Source organism: secondary endosymbiont of Heteropsylla cubana, from assembly GCF_000287355.1.
Classification (GTDB): Bacteria; Pseudomonadota; Gammaproteobacteria; order Enterobacterales; family Enterobacteriaceae.
Window position 1 is genome coordinate 676,941 of the sequence record NC_018420.1, and the last position, 16,758, is coordinate 693,698.

Genomic DNA, 16,758 nt, shown 5'->3' on the forward strand with positions numbered 1-16,758 from the left:
TAAGGAAGTGTTATATGGACAAATATAGATTTTAAGGTGTTTTTATTAGATAAAAAAACTTTATTAGATATTTTATGCATGTGTTATTTGAAATATTTTAACATTAATTATTAATTAAAATAATTTCATAGCAATACAAACACCTTTAGTTTCTTTGGTAGTTGATTTTTTAGGTAGAATACATGTTATTATATTAAAGTTTTTAATTGTTCTAATAAACTTGATTTAAAATAAGGCTCGAATTTAAGCATTGTTATAGAATTAAGTAATAACCATAAATCTTAAAAATGCTTTTAATTGAACTTCGTTTTAGGAGATTTATTTAGTTTATACTCGATTTGTATTGACAAGTAGTACAATTATGCATATTATTTAGGGTTAATAAGGCTAGTTACATATTTCTTTAGATTGGGATTAAAATAATTTATTTAAATTTTAGTCAGGTTTTTAACTATTATTATGGTCTAATAATATATATTTATTATAGGTCTGGGTGTTTAGGGTCACAACTAGTTAAGATGTGTAAAATTGATTTAGAAAAAACCTAAACACATCTAAAAATAAAGAGTAATTAACATATGCATTATATAATAAAAATGCAGATCGACAAATTAGACACATATATCATACAATGATATAAAGTAAAAACAAATTCTGGCGCATTTTAAATAATCTTAATGTTGTGATATTAACTCATACTTAATTTATGAAACTTAGATAAAAATTATTAAACACCTAATTTATCTATTCAATTTTTAACGAAATAACGATGGTTATAAACATCGCATTAAGCCGGATTAGGAATGTCGATAAAATTTGTATCTAATCCATGTTCATCCCGCAACCAGTTACCTAATGCACGAACTCCTCCACGTTCGGTAGCGTGGTGTCCTGCGGCATAAAAATGCAGACATTCTTCTCGGGCTACATGAATTGTTTTTTCAGAAACTTCTCCGGTAATAAATGCATCAATACCACCTGCTAATACTGCTAACTCAATAAGATTTTGACCCGCACCGGTACACCAGGCTACTTCTGAGATTTTTTTTGGTGACTTGTTGTTCCAGGAATGCAACACATGACGCCCTAATCGCTTTTCAAGAAGTACTCGTAGATTGTTCCCACTAATAGGTTGTTCGAGTGTTCCGAAAAATACAAAAGGAGAGTTTAGTTTTTTTTTCACCTTAATGTTCAGGTCTTTTGCAAGCTGCGCGTTATTGCCTATTTCCATGTGGATATCTAGCGGGATATGCCAAGCGTATAAGTTTATATCGTTAGCTAGGAGCATTTTCAACCGTTGACGTTTCATTCCGCTAATAATCTGCGATTCGTTTTTCCAAAAAAAACCATGATGTACAATAACTGCATCAGCACAATATGTAATAGCACTTTCTAGTAGTGCTTGACATGCAGTGACACCAGTGACAATACGATGTATTTCTTCACGCCCTTCTACTTGTAAGCCGTTAGGAGCATAATCTTCCAAACTATTGCTTCTGAGTTTTTCGTTAATAACTTTTTCTAGTGTTTTATTATGCATTGTAGAGTTAGTTTACTACTCAATCTTATTGAGATAGATAATAAATGAATTTATAGAAATAGTCAACATGTGATCTATGGTTGCTCAGTTTCTTTTTTTTTAGAGATAAATTAAGATTATTTCTTAACCCTAATGAAAATCTATATGCTTAATCATATTCTATATTTTTTTGTAAGAGTTGTTTTACATTGGGTGATAATTCAATAAAGATGAAAATAAAATAATTTTTATAAATTATTTTATTTTTAAAAAATTAGAAGAAGTTATATATTAGAGATTCTTAATTGATAGTTTAAATTAATATTAAGACCCTTAGTCTAAGAAAAAGCACGACCACCTTTATATATAAATTAAAAAAGATAAAATATTATCTCATAATAATTTTATTAATATAAACAATACTATATAAAATCGCTTTTTTTTTTGTGTTCACAAATGTTATTTGTGACTATTTTTATAGTTATTTTTTTCGTGAATGTATAGATCACTTTAAAAGTAAAAGTGATAAAAATTGCGCTCTAGACGTCAATAGACACATCTCTGTATGTATTAGCAAAGATCATAAAAAATATTTAATACCAATGTGGTAAAAATAAAATTTTAATGCATGCTGTAACTTTACTCTTATAAAACTTAGAACGTTGATCTGAAGTTATGAAGAATTTTATGAATAAATTGACATTTACATAGAATTAAATTTTCGTAGTCAACAATAACAATATGCATAACAGGCGAGATTTTAAAAAAAACGTTTTGAGACGTTATCAGAATTCGTTTAATCAAGTTTAATTGTAGAAGGGTTAGTTACTAATAAGTAAAAAAACCCTTTATTTTTTTTAATTATTTAAAAACTAAATTGTTGTGTTGTTATTCATGCTCATTTTCTTCATGTCTTGATCTATGAACATCAGTCCACTAGAATTATTGTTTACTAGAGCTAGTTTATCAATGACAGATTTAAACATTTTCTCTTCTTCGTGTTGTTCAGCAATATACCATTGCAAGAAGTGAAAAGTAGAATAGTCTTGTAATGTCAAAGCTACATGAACTAAATTGTTAATTTTTATTGTAATCATTTGTTCATGTTCGTAGGCACTCTTAATCAGTTTAGATAGAGAAGAAAAATTAACAAGGGGAGCGTCAAGAGCTGTTAGTGTTGGCATAATACCGCTATCGCCAAGATAATCGAATAAGCGGCGCATATGATCCATTTCCTCATTGGACTGCATTTTAAAAAAATAGTTAGCACCTTCTAACCCTTTATCATTGCACCAAGCGCTCATTTGCAGATATAGGTTTGCAGAAAATAATTCAAGATTTAATTGTTCATTAAGTTTTTTAGCCATTTCTTCTTTTAACATTAATTAGTGTCCTCATGTAACATTTGTATAATAAACTTTTTATAATAACTAGGTTAAAAAAACAAATTACTGAATGCAAGAAGAAAACAGATTATTTGATGTATAGAGAAAGTCTGTATTAAAGGATTAATTTTTACAATTTAATGATAGCTTAATGAAAGAATTTTATTTATTGTTTTTTGATAAAAAATCTTGTCCATACTACTTGGGAAAGGTAATAAAAATTTTTTAGTAGTAACAAATAAATGATTAGTTTATTTTAAAGGACTTTTTTAGCATGAATATGGGAGTGTTTTTTTTGTATGATAAAACATTTGAGGTAATTAAAGCTCCTTATTTAAGTAGAGAGCAGATTAATAAGTAATTTTTTATTACAGTTACCACTTTCAAAAAAGTTACTTATATCTTATTTTTGTTATTGTATTGTGATTTTAGATACGATATCAAGATATCCTTGAGTTTTTTTAAACTAGCTTAGCTATAATATAGCTATATTCATTTTAGATAAACTCGACTAAGGAGGACTATATACCGTGAATCACGATGAGTTCTATCTTACGCGTGCTTTTTTACTTGCTCGCAAGGGACGTTTTACTACATCTCCAAATCCTAATGTTGGTTGCGTTATTGTCCGCAATGGATACATTGTTGGTGAAGGTTACCATCAGTGCGCTGGTACTGAGCATGCTGAAGTGCATGCTTTGCGTCAGGCCAAAGATGATTCGCGTGGTGCCACTGCTTATGTTACCCTTGAACCTTGTAACCACCAAGGCCGTACTCCATCTTGCACCCATGCTTTAATAAATGCTGGAGTGAAAGAAGTTATATCTACGATACCTGATCCAAACCCTCAAGTCGCCGGCTCTGGTTTTCGTCGATTACAAGAGGCGGGGGTAAAAGTACGATATGGTCTCATGCAATCGGAAGCAGAGGCTTTGAATCCTGGATTTCTTAAACGTATGCGCACTGGTTTTCCATGGATCAGACTTAAGCTGGCAGCATCTATTGATGGTCGGACTGCCATGGAATCCGGGGCAAGCCAATGGATTACTTCTTTAGAGTCTCGGCAAGATGTTCAATGCTGGCGTGCTGAAAGCGATGCTATTCTTTCAACCGCTGCTACAGTTTTGGCAGACAATCCCGCTTTGACTGTACGTTGGGCTTCATTACCTAAAAGTGTTAAATTTCTTTATCCTGAAAAACGATTGCGTCAACCTTTGCGAGTGATTATTGATACAGCGAACCGAGTGAAACCATTCTGTCGCGTTATTAAAGAAGAGGGTTTGACATGGCTAGCACGTATTGTTCCAGATGATTTAACATGGTCATCTTCGGTAAAACAGCTTTTATTTCCAACTTTTCATGGAACACATATTCAGTCTCTTGATTTAATTTCACTGATGACTTATTTAGGTCACTATCAGATTAACAGTTTATGGGTAGAAGCTGGTCCCAGTCTTGCCGGTGCCTTGTTAAGTTTGGAGTTGATAGATGAGTTGATACTCTATCAGGCACCTAAATTGCTAGGTTCTAACGCGCGTCCACTCTTTTTCCTTTCTAAGCCTATAGATCTTAGTGAGGCACCAGCTTTTACGATTCTAGACATGAAACAGTTAGGACCCGATATTCGATTCTGCTTGAAACCAATAAAAAATTCTTAATTGTTTTTAGCAGTATGAAAAATTATGTTAAGATGTAATTTAAAATAGTTTAACTATATTCTATTCTATCAACGGAGAACTATGAACATTATTGCAGGTGTTGTTTCTGCTCCTGATGCGCGTGTTGCAATTGCAATTGCCCGTTTTAATCATTTTGTAAATGATAGCTTACTTAACGGTGCTGTTGATGTTTTAAAGCGTATTGGTCAAGTTAAAGACGAAAATATTACAGTGATATGGGTCCCAGGAGCATATGAATTACCATTAATAGTTAATGTGTTAGCGGACAGTAAAAAATACGACGGTATTGTGGCGCTAGGTACAGTGATCCGTGGTGGGACCGCTCATTTCGACTTAGTTGCAGGAGATTGTAGTGCTGGTCTTTCTTCTGTTGCATCACGTTGTGCATTACCGGTAGGTTTTGGAGTGTTAACTACCGAAAGCATTGAACAAGCTATTGATCGTGCTGGAATTAAAGCAGGAAACAAGGGAGCAGAAACCGCATTGAGCGTTCTCGAAATGATTAATATTCTTCTAGAAATTAAAAGATAAAAGGGGCAACTTTGTGAAACCTGCCGCTCGTCGAAGAGCTCGTGAATGCGCTGTGCAAACTCTTTACTCATGGCAAATATCACATAATGATATTACTGATATTGCAGTGCAGTTTTTAGAGGAATTAGATACGTCAGATATAGATATTTCTTATTTTTATGAGTTACATGAAGGTACAGCAAAGAATGCTGGGGAATTAGATAAACTAATGGAACCTTACCTTTCGCGTCGACTAACAGAACTTGGGTACGTTGAGCGTGCTGTGTTACGTATTGCACTTTTTGAGCTAAGTAAGCGTTATGATGTTCCTTATAAAGTAGCGATTAATGAAGCTGTTGAGTTAGCAAAAACTTTTGGTGCAGTAGATAGTTATAAATTCATTAACGGTGTTTTAGATAAAATAGTGCCTAAGATTCGTATAAATAAAAAATCTTCCTGTAAGAAAAATTAATTTTTCACAACATATTAATTTTGAATTTGTTAAAAATTTATTTTAGTATACGAAATTCTATCATTTTAATTAAGTAATTTAAGCTCTAAAGCTTGGTCATTTTTGTTATAAAAAACTATCAGTTTCGAAGAATTGATAAGTTTTTAAATTTCTTTTAATTTAATTGCATAAAATCATTTCGTTATTATTTTTTTTGTATTAGTTGTTTTAAATTGCAAGAAAAAACGTAAAAATTAAACATGTTAATAGTTTTTAACTAGAATATAATTAACTAAAATATTTATGCTGAGTGATTTTACATATTTTATTTTTTTATCAATCTTGATCACCGTTATTTGTTAGAAGGTATTAATTTAGAGAGGATTTACCTATTAAATTATTAGATTATTTTATACTATAATTTTATAAAAATTAATAGATTTATAAAGCGTATGATTTCTGCATTTTTAGTAAGTTTAATTTGTTAAATTAGATAAGGTTTTTTTAGTTGGGTCTCTCTCTAAGAGATCAGTCGGTATAGATAATATTATGGATTATACAATATTTATCTATTCAGATTGTACGCTCAATTCTATAATTATATAGAGCCGTTATTTTTGTAGTTTTTTATTTTTTTCCTTCGACGACAAATTCTTAATTTTATTATATCTAAGAGAAAATACACCAGATTAACATTAAGATGTTCATATAGATCCGAATTGTTTTTTTTATTAGTATACCAATCAGTTTTATAAATAAAAGAAGTTGGATTTATTTGAAATAAATAAATGAGGTAAAAATCAAATAACGTAATTTTACAGTTAAAAAAAATAAATTTTAAACATTAAATATGTGACTAGAAATCTGATTTAAGAAGAACTATTTTTTCCTAGAAAAGTCGTTAAGTATGTTGTTGAGGCATGCGGTGTTACTTTTGATTTCTCGGACCATTTTCTTAAAAAAATCCCGAAGTTGATTCGATAAACTGATTGTTTAGTAACAGTATGGATATTTTCAACAACTATTCTTAGATATAATCTGATCTGGATTATAATAAAATAACTTTACCATAGTATCTATTTATAACGATAAGAGTTTTAACATAACAATATAAATAACTATTAATAAAAACTTATTTTCTGTCTAATATTTTAGATAACGATTTGATCATTAGATCAGTATTATTTTAATCTTTACAATTTATGAAAAATTTAAAATTATAAATTTAGTTTAGTTAAAAAAATAGAGATTAAATGATTTTTTTATAACATGGTTTGCTAAATTATAAGTTTTAAAAGAATTTAGAAAAGAATATTTATATAATATTATTTAAACTTTTTTTTTAAACATAAAAAATATTGTAAGTTTTTAAGTAATGAACTTCATATTTACATTTTGTTAGATTTAGAAGGTATTTTTATCTTTAATTTTTAATAACAATGGGAGATTTTATAAAAAAAATATTTTGAAAAACTTATTCAGTTGAGAAATACACAATACAATTTAAATTAATTTGATACTAGTAAAGCATTGTTATAAGAACGTGTTTCTTTTTGATATAGCGAAAAAAGTTTAGTTGAGTAAAACACTACAAAAACACTAATTTCACAGGTGTCTCGAAAGAGAGAGTCAATATAAGTTGCATGTCATGAGTAACATAACGTATAAGATTTATTTTTTAATGCCTCATTTTTTTAGTTGGAGGATTTAAAATTAGATGCTTTACTTCTATAAATTAAGACTAATTAAAAATAAAAAAGTTTTAGAAAATAACACTTAATTATATCCGGCACTCTTATAATGCGTTAATACAAAATAGATCAATTCGTTTTTCTTCTTCTTCTTCAACTATAAAAACGCAATATTATTTAAATTAACATTATAATCGTGATGATGTTTTTTTAAAATTGTTGGGAGCAATAATGTTTATAAAAGCTTATTTATTTAAAGATATTTGTTATCTACAATAGGTATCCTTAAAGTTTTATTTTAAAAAAAGTTAAATCTATATTAATAATGATATGTAAAGAACTAAATTTATGCTTGTAGTGTTGATAAAAAGAACTAAAAAATTACTCATATTTAATAATTAATATTCAAGCTAGCTATCTGGTTTATTTTTTTTATCGATATTCATCGATATTTAAAGTCGTCTTGTTATCCGTCCTCATTATTAAAAAATGCTACATTTGTTTTCTACCTTATTTATAGTTAAAAAAACTAATCGAAAGATTTTATATTCCTCTTTTACCGGTAATAGCGCTAGATTTAACGGCCAATAAAACAGTAAGTGTCCTGAAGACTGCCACTCAAACAGAAAAAAAGGAACCTGTTTTTAAAATATTCATCAGAGGTTATGTTTCCTTATAAGTACTATTTATTATGTTGGGTAGAAACCTAACGACAGCATATAATTTTTAATTATTATATAAGGTTACTATTATTGATTTTTCTTGGTTCTAACAAAAAAAGTAACTAATTACCTTGCCATGCTCTTTTAGTTTCGCCTCTGATGCCAATGCATAAAAATGAGTATGTTACGATGAAAAGAATGTTAATTAACGCAACTCAACAGGAAGAGTTACGCGTCGCGCTGGTAGATGGTCAGCGATTATACGATCTAGATATTGAAAGGCCTAGATACGAACAAAAAAAATCCAATATTTATAAAGGAAAAATCACTCGTATTGAACCTAGTTTAGAAGCAGTATTTGTAGATTATGGGGCAGATCGTCATGGTTTTCTTGCTCTTAAAGAAATTTCTCGGGAATATTTTCCTGCTCAATATCTTACCTATTATAGCAGGCCTAACCTAAAAGATGTTTTGCATGAAGGGCAGGAAGTCATCGTTCAGGTTGACAAAGAAGAGCGGGGAAATAAAGGTGCAGCATTAACTACCTTTCTGAGTTTGGCTGGTAGTTATTTAGTTCTAATGCCTAATAATCCTCGTGCTGGAGGAATATCGCGTCGTATCGAAGGTGATGACCGTAATGAGCTCAAAAAAGCTTTATCTTCTCTTACACTTCCTACTGGTATGGGGTTGATTGTACGTACTGCTGGGGTCGGCAAGTCAGTTGATGATTTGCAGTGGGATCTTGCGTTTCGCCTCAAACACTGGAAAGCAATTAAAAAAGCTGCTGAAGAACGGTCTGCTCCCTTTTTAATTCATCAAGAAAGTGATGTTATTGTTCGTGCCTTCCGGGATTATTTGCGTCCTGATATTGGAGAAATTCTCATTGATGACCCAAAAGTGTTGGATCTAGCTAAAAAACATATTTCTTCGCTAGGTCGACCTGATTTTGTCAATAAAATTAAGTTTTATGGTGGAGAGATACCTCTTTTTAGCCATTATCAGATTGAATCACAAATTGAATCTGCATTTCAACGTGAAGTACGACTCCCCTCAGGGGGCTCTATAGTCATAGACACTACAGAGGCCTTAACCGCTATAGATATCAACTCTGCACGATCAACGCGCGGAGGAGACATTGAAGAAACTGCTGTTAATACAAATCTTGAAGCGGCAGATGAAATTGCACGACAGCTTCGATTGCGTGATTTAGGAGGTTTGATTGTTATTGACTTTATTGATATGATGGCGATACGTCATCAGAGAGAAGTGGAAAACTGTTTGCGAGAATCGGTTCGTAAAGATCGAGCTAGAATTCAAATTGGACGTATTTCCCGGTTTGGCTTACTGGAGTTATCTCGTCAACGCTTGAGTCCATCATTAGGTGAGTCTAGTCATCAAATTTGTTCTCGTTGTAGTGGGGCAGGTACTATTCGTGATAACGAATCTCTTTCTTTATCTATATTACGGCTTATTGAAGAGGAGGCTTTAAAAGAAAACACTTACGAAGTACATGCTATCGTTCCAGTACCTATTGCTTCTTACTTACTAAATGAAAAACGTATAGCTGTAAATGCTATTGAAAAACGTCAAGGTGGTGTTAAAGCAATTATCGTACCAAACGTTCAAATGCAGACTCCGCATTATACGGTATCACGGTTACGTAAAGGTGAAGAAGTTTCAACTCTCAGCTATCTTTTACCGCAGCTTCATGAAGCAGAAATAGCTCAATTATCAGAGGAGTCTATTTCCGAGAAAAAATGTCGAGAACAACCAGCATTAGAGGGGTTTACGACGTCATCGTCGAACCTAGTTACCAAAAAATTATCTATTTTCTCTCATTGCTCAAAAACTAGAACGATTATAACAATGTTTCTTAGTCTAAGGGCCACTCTTTTGACTAAAAAAATATGTTTTTTACTTTCTATGCCAATCAGAAGAATTAAATTTATTTTTGATAAAGTAATATCGAATCTGAAAAAATCAGATGGTTCTATATCACCGGGTGATATGGTAAAAAAGAAAATAGCCCAATTTTATCAAGAGTCTGTTTATTTAAAAGATCAAGCTCAGAGTATTAAAAATAATTTCAACACTTCATTTTCTTCTTCCATGAAAAAGGACAACAATAATCAATCTTACAATACTTCTTGCCTTTCGAAACCACAATCTATGACGATCCATAACGAAATAGGTGTATCAAGTACAATTTTTAAAGAAATATCGCCAGAAGAAGACAACCAAATACATATTAAAGAGTATAAAGATCATTCTCGAAGAGACCCACAAAGGACAAAATCTAAAGTTGAATCCTTAGAAATAAAAAAAACAATTATTTCTGAAATTGATGTACATTACAAAAATATTTTTAACGAAGAAAATCGAATACGGATTTTCCCTCGACGTTATCGTAGAATATTGAATCGAAAAAAACAGAATAAAAATAGGACTATCCTTCATTTTCCTGACTCAGAAGCTGCAATGACCACCTTTAATGCTGCAGTAGAAAATCAGAATGATATTAATCATGGTAAGTATTTACCAAAAAGAGAAGAAGACAATCCGCCCGATACTATCAAGAGTTCGTCTGTTTCCTCAGATTCTCTTTATGAGATAGGCGGGGGATTACCTCGTCGATCACGACGTTCACCTCGTCATCTTCGAGTAAGTGGTCAACGTCGTCGTCGTTATCGCGATGAACGTTATCCTCTTTGTTTATCATCACCGACACTACTAACAAATGCAGTGGTTTCGTTAGAATTAGCTTATGGTAAAGTTTGGGCTAGATATCCTCTCATACGTATTGAGCATCCTAAAGAAAATGTAATTACTGAAATGAACAAACACATTCATAGTAATGAGGTATTTCATATTGAAGAGAAACAATTAAATATGCTATATTCTTCAATCTTAAAAAGACCGACAATTGAGCTCAATGAACAAAACTTCAATAAAAAAATAGTTTCTTGCGCTCCTTTAAAAGAAACGTTTGCTCTTCCCCTTCGTGTTCTAGGGATAATTTTGTCAGATGATTTAAAACTAGAAAAACGATATCTAAATGTAAATAACAGTATTGTTACTTTAAATCTTGAGAATTTAACACAAGAATCTATCAAATTTTATGAGATCTTTGCTACTTCTGATACCATTCTTCAAATTAATAGTTTTCCATTACTAAAAAAAATAGAGATGTTGCAGGAGAAATCTAAATTTTCTAGTATGAGTGATAAGAATTATGCTAGTGCACCAATAACAAAAGTACCTATGCCACCATATATCTTTTCACCTCTACCGTGTAGTGAGAGACAGCGACCTGTATATGATCGTTGTATAGACCGACCTGCTGCAGGTGGTCATGCTGCAGACCATCAGGCTATAGCACCTGTAAGTCGTCCTAATATAGCAGATTCTTTTTAAAAGCCTATGAACTTTTAAACCCGCTTTTAGCGGGTCTTTTTTTATATTTTTATATCTTGAAATTAACAACATTTTATTCTTTAATCGGATGAAATCTTATATAAATTTTGAGTTTTTTGATTGTAGAGACAATATTATTTAATTGTGTATCATCTTTCAAACAGCTCTAAATTTGAATTAATATAAACTTTAAATTAAATAGATGTTTTTAAATTATTTAGCGTTTTTTATAATTGATATCTTTTATCGAAATGTTTAGATTATTTAAAGATATTTAAAAATTTCGATGATTACTGTTATTACCATGTTTTTAATGATGATTTCTCTTTACTTTGTAGATAAATAAGAAGAGGTAATAAATTCGAATAAAAGAAAGTTTGTGAGAATTATGGTATTTCTCTAAATATATATAAATGTCACATTGATTAAAGATTATTTAATTTTTCTATAAAAAAATATGCAAATAGATTGGACTATATTAATAGTAAAATTTTAAAAAACTCTTTTAGAAAAAAATATTAAATATATTTACTTTTAGATTTTTCTATACATAATCAAATAGATTCATTAAAGCGAGTTACAACGACTTTAAAAAATAAAACTTTAAAGCGTTTTTACTAATAAAGTATATCTTAAATAACCACATTTTATTAAAGATATGTTTATAGAGATCTATTGATAGATAAAATAACATAGCATAGTTATATGATGTATGAGTTAAATGTAGTTGATTTTATCAAAGTATGATGAACATTTTTTCAAATGATATTTTATTTACTAAAGTACATTTATTTTTCAGGATAAAAGCAATCTTCTTAAGAAAATTTGATAAGAAATTAACTTGTCAATGTTATAAATTAACGTACAATATTTATTGTAATTTGCATTGAATATTTATGTATATAAAAACATGATTTGAGATTATTAAAAATAATCAATAGAGATTAAGATATATTGTTATGTCATAACAACATTAGATAATATCTGTAAAAATAGAATACATCTTCTATAGTAGAATACATTAAAAAATATTTTTTATTTTTTTAGTACAACTCAAATTAAAATTTAATTTATTGTATATGATTGGATTTATAAAAATATTTAATTAAATATAAAATAATACTACTATGAAATGAAGTTTAGGATTCTGATGATCCAATCAATATGACTAAGTACATAAGGCATGTATTTTATTTCTATAAATAGGGAAAACATTTTATATTGTTTTGAGCAGTATACATAATTATATATTATACCCTATATTAGATCTTGGTGGAAATTCACAAAAATCGTAACAAATAATTTTATTGAACGATAGATAGTTTAAATTAATTATTATCAATACAATAACGTAAAAATTGCTTCAGTTCTAAATGGTTTATCAAATAAGTGACAGAACATTTATAATAAAATTATTAAATATAATATTTCTTTTATAAAAAAAATCAAAATGAAATAGATTTCATCATAGCAACTTTTTTAAGACCAGATTAATTATCTATTTATATTAGTAAATAATAACTTTTATATGTTTCACTCAAAGTTTTTAACAAAGTATTATTAGATAAGGTTAATTATCCTACCGGATAAGCTAATAAGTATGATTTAGTTTTTATTAAAACCATTATAGTAGGCTTGAAACCTATACAATTTAATCCAAAGAAAGATATTAACGTTAGGAGGTGTGGGTATAGGTATAGGATAATGTAATTGGATACGCCTCCTAAAGAGTAAGAAGGCGCAGAAGAAAAAAAGATCAGTAAGGAGTGTCTTGTAATTTCTCCGCCTGGATACGATCGTATATTTCTTCACGATGTACAGAAATTATTTTAGGCGCATTTACACCGATACGAACTTGGTTACCTTTCACGCCTAACACAGTAACCGTAACCTCATCGCCAATTATGAGGGTTTCACCAACTCGACGAGTCAGAATAAGCATTCTTGTTTCCTTGCAAGAGTAAAAGAGTCAGATATCTCAGTTTTTCACCATTATTTGTCATATCGCTTAGAATTGTAATCGGCTTAATATTTACTAGATACATTCTGTCTTGAGTAGGGATCAACGTTAACTTTTATTGGTATCATTGTAATAGATGTTAGTGAGAATTAGATCTAAATATTATTTTTATATAGTTGATATATTAAAAATACCCTGTATTTCTAAAAATATAGAATACTTTATTTTAAAATATTCGTATGTTATTATTTAAATTTTATCATATAGCATTGTATTTAAATTTTTTAGAGCCTTTGGTAAGGCAGAGACATTGTTACCACCGCCTGCTTGTGCGAAACCGGGACGACCACCCCCTTTTCCTCCCACTTGTAGTGTAAGATAAGTGATGATATCATCTGCTTTAATACGAACATTTAAATTTTCAGTTACTCCGGCTATCAAGTTAATATCCCCTTCTATTACTATAGCAAAAACAATAATCGCTGATTTTAATCGGTTTTTTAGCTTTTCTACCATTCTTCGGATGATGTTTGAATCTAAACGTTCTAGTTGGGTAATTAAAACGTTAGCGCCTTTGATGTTTCGTGCTTTATAAGAAAGTGAGGTTATTAACTGATCTGCTTGTTGATCTTGTAATTTTTGAATTTTTTTTTCTAACTGTTTATGACGTTCTTGTATTATCTTTACTTTATTTATTAGTGTTTTGGTATCGCTTTTTACTAATTGGCTTATTTGACGTACTAGATTGTTTTGGTTATGTAGGGCTTTTAAAGCCGTTGCACCAGTAATAGCCTCAATGCGGCGAACATGAGCAGCACTGCATGATTCAGAAATGATTCGAAATAGGCCAATGTTTCCAGTATGACGTGCATGAGTTCCGCCGCATAATTCGATAGAAAAATCCTCCATGATTAACACTCTTACTTTTGTATCGTATTTTTCTCCAAATAGCGCGATAGCTCCTTTATTCCGAGCATCTTCTAATGGCATGATTTCGGTTTGTATAAATAAATTACGACGGATTTGCTCATTTACAATCTCTTCTAGTTGATAAATTTGTTCAACTGTTATAGATTGATGATAGGAGAAGTCAAAACGAAGATAGTGTTCATTTACTTGAAATCCTTTTTGTTTTATATGGTTACCTAGCATCTTCCGTAATGCCGAATGTAATAAGTGAGTAGCGGAGTGATTCAGGGAGATGTATTTTCGGCGTTTGCTATTAACTTCTGTAGTTACGTATGAACCTACTTTTAGTTTTCCGTAATTAAGTTTTCCTATATGGTAAACAACATTTCCCTGTTTTTTCGTATTTGTTACCTCGAATTGAGCGGAAAGTGTTTTTAATGTACCATGATCTCCTACCTGTCCCCCTGATTCAGCATAAAAGGGTGTTTTATCTAGTACGATCATCGCATGTTCTCCACAACAGATAATATCTACAGGCTTGTTTTTATAAAACAGAGAGATTATTTTTCCCTCACCTTCAAGTTGTTCGTAACCGAAAAAACAGGTAGCATTATAAATATATGGAATATGATTGTTGTTAGCAATAAAAGCATGAGACAGACGCGCTTGTTTACGTTGATCAGCCATGGCGCGGTTAAATCCTTCGAGATCAACACGCATATTTCGTTCTCGACAGATATCAGTAGTTAAGTCTATGGGAAAACCATAAGTATCATAAAGACGAAAAGCAGTTTTTCCATCTAGCTGATTATTAGATACTGTTTTCAGCTCGTCATTCAAGAGAATCAGACCGCGTTCTAGTGTACGATAGAACTGTTCTTCTTCAACATAAAGTACTTTTTCTATTGTTTCTTTTTCTACATCTATTTGGCTTGCACTAATACCCATTACATTGATTAGTGGCTTGACTAACTTGTAAAAAAAAGGAGTTTTAGCGCCTATCATATTTCCATGACGTACGCCACGACGAATAATACGACGAAGGACATATCCTCTTTCTTCATTAGATGGAAGAATGCCTTCGCTAATCAGAAAAGCGCATGTTCGTATATGATCAGCAATAACCCGAAGTGATCTACTTTTAAGATTGCTAGTACCTATGATTTTTGCCGAAGAAGAAATCAAAGTTTTAAAAAGGTCGGTATCATAAATTGAATTGACCTTTTGCAATACAGCAGAAATACGTTCTAACCCCATTCCGGTATCAACGGAGGGTTGTGGTAGTGGGGATAGGGTACCATCAATCTCTCTGTTAAACTGCATAAATACTAAATTCCATATCTCGATATAACGATTGCCTTCTTCTTCTGTGCTACCAGGGAGATTACCAAAAAAATGTTCGCCGTGATCATAGAATATTTCTGAACAAGGACCGCAAGGGCCAGTCGTTCCCATTTGCCAAAAATTATCGGAGAGGTAAGGTATATCTTTATTGTCGCCAATTCGGATAATACGATCTGAAGACATCCCTATTTCGTCTCTCCAAATATTATAAGCTTCATGATCATTAGCATAAACTGTAACTAAAAGATTTTCTTTAGGTAGATTAAACCATTTTTTTTCAGTTAGCAGTTCCCAGGCAAATCGTATAGCCTCTTTTTTGAAATAGTTGCCGAAGCTAAAGTTACCTAACATCTCAAAAAAAGTATGATGTCGCTCTGTATACCCAACATGCTCTAAATCATTATGTTTTCCTCCCGTACGTATACAGAATTGTGATGTGGTAGCTCGCTGATAGGGGCGTTTTTCTAACCCCAAAAAGACATCTTTAAATTGATTCATTCCAGCATTAGTAAATAGTAATGATGGATCGTTAGTAGGTATAAGTGAACTACTTGAGATTACTTCATGTCCTTTTCGGTGAAAAAAATCTAGAAATGCATGACGAATCTCAGAAATATTTTTGCCCATAGGTATCCTGGAATTATTAAAAATGTTGAATATTTTTAAACAAGAGACTTATTATAATATGTTTAGTGAACGAGAAATCCTTAAAGAGAATATAAAGATCTTCTTTACTGTAAATTAAAATTCTTTAGGCTATCTATTTTATGAATTTATATATAAAATGAATTCATTAAAAAGATAACTTGCTTACGAATTGGTGATGTTAGACATATTAAATAATATGATCTTTTAGATCATGATTAATTTTAGTTAAAAATTAACTTTTGAATCTCTAATTTACAAGATTGACCATATTTAGATCTTAATGTGGTATATTGTGTATAATAACGTCAACTTTATTAAGCATGTTCACTCTTTACTGTAATCTCTATATATTTTCTTTGATTAAGATATAAATAAGATTTCAATGGTATTGATTATATAAGTATGGCAAAAAAAAGATCATAATAATAAATAAGGTTTATTTATAACAAAAGTCTTTAAGTAAAATAGATATTTAGTGATTTGTCAAAATGAAGCCACTAAATTTTTCCTTTATAGAAAAGAAATTTTCTAATCATTACAATAATACTCTTTTCTTAATGTAGAGATATAACTCTACTGATATCTT

The 16,758-nt window shown here is 30.6% G+C and carries 8 protein-coding genes; 4 read left to right on the plus strand and 4 right to left on the minus strand.

Going from position 1 to position 16,758, the window contains the following annotated elements; all coding sequences use genetic code 11:
* Nucleotides 1-787: 787 nt before the first annotated feature.
* Nucleotides 788-1,540, minus strand: a complete 753-nt coding sequence (locus tag A35E_RS01780) for a Nif3-like dinuclear metal center hexameric protein (protein ID WP_014888971.1) — start codon at nucleotides 1,538-1,540, stop codon at nucleotides 788-790.
* A gap of 851 nt (nucleotides 1,541-2,391) precedes the next feature.
* A complete protein-coding gene (gene ftnA, locus A35E_RS01785) occupies nucleotides 2,392-2,901 on the minus strand; it encodes a non-heme ferritin (RefSeq protein ID WP_014888972.1) in 510 nt (169 codons plus the stop codon).
* A 533-nt stretch (nucleotides 2,902-3,434) separates the two neighbouring features.
* Here ftnA and ribD point away from each other — a divergent pair.
* From ribD to rne, 4 genes are all read left to right on the plus strand, one after another.
* Complete coding sequence (gene ribD, locus A35E_RS01790) at nucleotides 3,435-4,562, plus strand: bifunctional diaminohydroxyphosphoribosylaminopyrimidine deaminase/5-amino-6-(5-phosphoribosylamino)uracil reductase RibD (RefSeq protein ID WP_014888973.1); 1,128 nt, start codon at nucleotides 3,435-3,437, stop codon at nucleotides 4,560-4,562.
* 81 nt (nucleotides 4,563-4,643) lie between these two features.
* On the plus strand, nucleotides 4,644-5,114 hold the full coding sequence (gene ribH / locus A35E_RS01795; protein ID WP_014888974.1) for a 6,7-dimethyl-8-ribityllumazine synthase: 471 nt from the start codon (nucleotides 4,644-4,646) through the stop codon (nucleotides 5,112-5,114).
* Between the two features lie 13 nt (nucleotides 5,115-5,127).
* Nucleotides 5,128-5,565, plus strand: a complete 438-nt coding sequence (gene nusB, locus A35E_RS01800; RefSeq protein ID WP_014888975.1) for a transcription antitermination factor NusB — start codon at nucleotides 5,128-5,130, stop codon at nucleotides 5,563-5,565.
* 2,521 nt (nucleotides 5,566-8,086) lie between these two features.
* Nucleotides 8,087-11,311 (plus strand): ribonuclease E, encoded by a 3,225-nt coding sequence (gene rne / locus A35E_RS01805; RefSeq protein WP_014888976.1) that lies wholly within the window; start codon nucleotides 8,087-8,089, stop codon nucleotides 11,309-11,311.
* 1,756 nt (nucleotides 11,312-13,067) lie between these two features.
* Here rne and csrA read toward each other — a convergent pair.
* Nucleotides 13,068-13,253: a carbon storage regulator CsrA gene (gene csrA / locus A35E_RS01810; RefSeq protein ID WP_014888977.1), complete on the minus strand. Its 186-nt coding sequence runs from the start codon at nucleotides 13,251-13,253 to the stop codon at nucleotides 13,068-13,070.
* Between the two features lie 267 nt (nucleotides 13,254-13,520).
* Nucleotides 13,521-16,151 carry an alanine--tRNA ligase gene (alaS, locus tag A35E_RS01815; protein ID WP_014888978.1) on the minus strand — a complete coding sequence of 877 codons (2,631 nt, stop codon included), beginning with the start codon at nucleotides 16,149-16,151 and terminating at the stop codon, nucleotides 13,521-13,523.
* Nucleotides 16,152-16,758: the final 607 nt, after the last annotated feature.

Coding starts and splice junctions, on each gene's coding strand:
- alaS (WP_014888978.1), bottom strand. CDS start 16,151: ATGGGCAAAAATATTTCTGAGATTCGTCATGCATTTCTAGATTTTTTT.
- csrA (WP_014888977.1), bottom strand. CDS start 13,253: ATGCTTATTCTGACTCGTCGAGTTGGTGAAACCCTCATAATTGGCGAT.
- A35E_RS01780 (WP_014888971.1), bottom strand. CDS start 1,540: ATGCATAATAAAACACTAGAAAAAGTTATTAACGAAAAACTCAGAAGC.
- ftnA (WP_014888972.1), bottom strand. CDS start 2,901: ATGTTAAAAGAAGAAATGGCTAAAAAACTTAATGAACAATTAAATCTT.
- rne (WP_014888976.1), top strand. CDS start 8,087: ATGAAAAGAATGTTAATTAACGCAACTCAACAGGAAGAGTTACGCGTC.
- ribH (WP_014888974.1), top strand. CDS start 4,644: ATGAACATTATTGCAGGTGTTGTTTCTGCTCCTGATGCGCGTGTTGCA.